Below are 3,415 nucleotides of genomic sequence, written 5' to 3' on the forward strand. Positions count from 1 at the left end.
CCGAGTAAAATTTTACACTAAGCTCTGGGAAGCACTCCCTCCCTGCGATTTAGCGGGCTGTGAACTGCCGCATCCTCCCAGTACCACCATGCCGGCTGCCGCCAGCGCCAGAATTGCTGCTTTAACCATCTTCTTCATCATTACGCCTCCACATAAAAATACTTCATTTTTTATAAATATACAACCATGCGTATGAAAATGCAAGAGGATGATTTTGTGAGGTATGGCAGCAGAGCTTTTTATCCCGGCAGGAAACTATCCGCGTATAGTTTCCTATCCGGCTTGACGCTGCGGTGCTTCTTACGGACAGGAAACTAAAAGCCGACGGACAGGGCCGTCGGCTTTTTCGTTATTTCTTATTCTTTTCGTAAAGCACAAGAAGACCTTTCAGTGTAAGCATGGGATCCACCACGTCGATGGTTTTGGAGGACTTGGCAATGAGGGTAGCCAGGCCGCCGGTGGCGATAACCTTTACGTTTGGTTCATTCAGTTCTTCCTTGATGCGATTGACGATTTCATCGATCTGGCCTACGAAGCCGTAGTAAATGCCGGCCTGCATGGCGGAAACGGTGTTGCGGCAGATGATTTTCGGCGTTTTCACCAGTTCGATGCGGGGCAGTTTGGAGGCTCTCTGGAAAAGGGCTTCCATGGAAATACCGATGCCCGGCGCCACAGCGCCGCCCAGGTAGTTGCCCTTGGTATCCACCACGCAGAAGGTGGTGGCAGTGCCCATGTCGATAATAATGAGGGGGCAATCGTATTCCGCAATGGCAGCTACCGCATTGACGATACGGTCGGCGCCCAGTTCCTTGGGGTTATCGTAGAGAATATTAAGGCCTGTCTTGATGCCCGGTCCCACCATGATGGGTTTTGTATGGAAGTAACGCTGGCACATGGTTTCCAGAATAGGAATGATAGGCGGAACAACGGTGGAAATGATAATATCTTCCACGTCCTTGAATTCCAGTCCGTTCAGCTGGAAAAGGGTGCCCAGAAGGGCTGCATAGCCATCAGCGGTCTGCAGGGTATCTGTAGCCACCCGCCAGTGGCGGATCAGTTTCCTTTCCTTGTATACACCGCATACAATATTCGTATTTCCTACATCAAAAGCAAGAAGCATGTGAATCTCCTCCGGAATCGGGCCCATAAGGCACCATTAAAATTTCATCAAGTGTATAATGCAACAAAGTTTCCATTCTGTCAAGGGAAATCATAACAAATAATAGATATTTTCACCGAATTTCATATGAGTAGGCCCATTCATAGCCTCCAGAGCATAAAAAAAGCCGGCAGACAGGCTGCCGGCCTTTCCGGTTCCCCGGCAGGTGAGCAGCAGTGCCATGCCGGACAGGAAACTTTTCGCATATAGTTTCCTTCTGATATGAACCCCCTCAGTGTCACGCCGGACAGGAAACTTTTCACTCTCAATGTTCCATGGTAGGATAATATCCCGCCTGGTTCAGGGACTGACGGATGCGGGTACCGCAGATGACGCCCAGGATGACCTTGATGAGGTCGAAGACCACGAAGGGGAATACGGTAAGGGTCAGCGCGGTCCAGAGGGGCATTTCCTTGCCGAGGCCGAAGTGGAAGTATCCCATGAACCAGATGGTACCCAGGGCATAGCAGCAGATAAGCCCCAGTACGGCAGAGGAAACCTGCCGGAGGAAATGGCCTTTTTCAGCCAGACGGAAGCCGGAAATCCAGGCCATCACCACAAAGCCCAGGTAGTAGCCGCCTACAGGAGAAAAGAAAATGCCTGCGCCTGCTTTCCCCATGGTAAGGATGGGAATGCCCAGAAGGCCCAGCAGGAGCCATACGCCGATGGAGATGGCGCCCCATTTCCTTCCCAGCACACCGCCTGCCAGGGCACATACAAAGCTCTGCAGAGTAATGGGCACGGGGCCGATGGGGAATGTGAACTGTGAAAGCACTGCCATAATCGCTGCAAAAATAGCGGCGCTGATAATATTATGCATTTTTCCTTTTTCCATGAAACTCTTCTCCTTTTCTTATGACCGTCCGTGTATCAGACATGAAGAGTGAAATGCCCGGAACGGCTGAAACCTGTGAAGGAAGCACTGTACTCTTTTAAGCGCTCCTTCTCCCCAGGGAAGCACTGATTCATTCATAGAGTCTGCTTTCATAAGAATAAAAGCAGACAGTGATTGAATCAGCGCTTCCCTAAATGGAGAGATTTATCTTTTAGGGATGGGCGCATCCACCGGGCGGATGGAAACATCGCCTGCAATGACGCGGGTCATATGGGTGCCTGTATCTACCATGAGGCAGCCGTCCTTATCAATGTCCACCGCTTTTCCTGTGTAGCTTTCGTTTCCAAAAATAACCCGTACTTCCTGCCCCAGGGTAATGGAAAGGGCGCGCCAGTCATCCAGCACCTTTTCAAAACCTTCATCCTGGGCAATCCGGTACTCTTTTTCCAGTTCGGCCAGCACGGCAGCCAGAAGATCTTTTCTGGAAACGTCGATGCCTTCATTGAGGAAGGAAGTGGATGTTTCGCGGAAAGCTTCCGGGAATTCACTCTTCTTCATGCCGGTATTGATGCCGATGCCCATGATGATATAGTCGATTTTTTCCATGGATGCAGACATTTCTGTCAAGATGCCCACCATTTTTTTGCCATGGTACAGGATATCGTTAGGCCACTTGATGCCTGCATCCTTCAGTCCCAGACGGCGGATTCCCCGGCACACGCCGATGGCTGCCAGAAGGGTGCACTTGGACGCTTCCATAGGGAAGAATTTCGGTCTTAAAATCAAAGAGAACCAGACGCCCTTGGCAAAGGGGCTATAGAATCCCCGGGTCAGCCTTCCATGGCCGCTGGTCTGCTCTTCTGCCACCACAATGGTGCCTTCTTCCGCCCCTTCCCTGGCAATTTTCTTTGCTTCCTCATTGGTGGACCGGGTGGAGGACATATAAACCACATGGCGTCCGAAAGTTTCCGTATGAAGGGCACTGTCGATTTCCAGCGGCGTCAGCAGGTTCGGTGCATAAATCAGCCGATACCCCTTTCTGGTGCTGGATTCAAAAATATATCCTCTCTCTTTCAGTACTTTAATATGCTTCCAAATGGCCGTGCGGGAAACATGGAGATCTTTGGAAATCTGTTCTCCTGAAACAAACTCCCCATTGGCCTTCCTGAAGTAATCCAGGATTTCGTTTCTCATAAAACGCCTCCCATAAAAAGACTATTCCCTGTGAACCATATATCAGATTCTTTACTCATTATAAACAGTTGTAAACTATTCGTCAACCTATGCGGTTGGTAGTATTAACATTATGGAATGAAAAGTTTCCTATTCGGCTTGACACTATGGTGCTTCTTACCGGGAGGAAACTATTCGTGTAAAGTTTCCTGTTCGGCTTGACGCTGCGGTGCTTCTTACCGGCAGGA

Annotated in this window: 4 protein-coding genes; all 4 read right to left on the reverse strand. The window is 49.9% G+C overall.

Features of this window, described 5'->3' with window-relative positions; translation table 11 throughout:
* Positions 1–12 precede the first annotated feature (12 nt).
* Positions 13–141 carry a hypothetical protein gene (locus B2Y11_RS01595; protein WP_291055311.1) on the reverse strand — a complete coding sequence of 43 codons (129 nt, stop codon included), beginning with the start codon at positions 139–141 and terminating at the stop codon, positions 13–15.
* A gap of 208 nt (positions 142–349) precedes the next feature.
* Complete coding sequence (locus B2Y11_RS01600) at positions 350–1,120, reverse strand: type III pantothenate kinase (protein ID WP_291055315.1); 771 nt, start codon at positions 1,118–1,120, stop codon at positions 350–352.
* A 304-nt stretch (positions 1,121–1,424) separates the two neighbouring features.
* On the reverse strand, positions 1,425–1,994 hold the full coding sequence (locus B2Y11_RS01605) for a biotin transporter BioY (RefSeq protein WP_291055318.1): 570 nt from the start codon (positions 1,992–1,994) through the stop codon (positions 1,425–1,427).
* A 204-nt stretch (positions 1,995–2,198) separates the two neighbouring features.
* Entirely contained in the window at positions 2,199–3,188 is a 990-nt protein-coding gene (locus B2Y11_RS01610) for a biotin--[acetyl-CoA-carboxylase] ligase (RefSeq protein ID WP_291055321.1), read from the reverse strand.
* Positions 3,189–3,415: the final 227 nt, after the last annotated feature.

Source organism: Dialister sp. UBA1703, assembly GCA_002320515.1.
GTDB lineage: Bacteria > Bacillota > Negativicutes > Veillonellales > Dialisteraceae > Dialister.

Coding starts and splice junctions, on each gene's coding strand:
- B2Y11_RS01595 (WP_291055311.1), bottom strand. CDS start 141: ATGATGAAGAAGATGGTTAAAGCAGCAATTCTGGCGCTGGCGGCAGCC.
- B2Y11_RS01600 (WP_291055315.1), bottom strand. CDS start 1,120: ATGCTTCTTGCTTTTGATGTAGGAAATACGAATATTGTATGCGGTGTA.
- B2Y11_RS01605 (WP_291055318.1), bottom strand. CDS start 1,994: ATGGAAAAAGGAAAAATGCATAATATTATCAGCGCCGCTATTTTTGCA.
- B2Y11_RS01610 (WP_291055321.1), bottom strand. CDS start 3,188: ATGAGAAACGAAATCCTGGATTACTTCAGGAAGGCCAATGGGGAGTTT.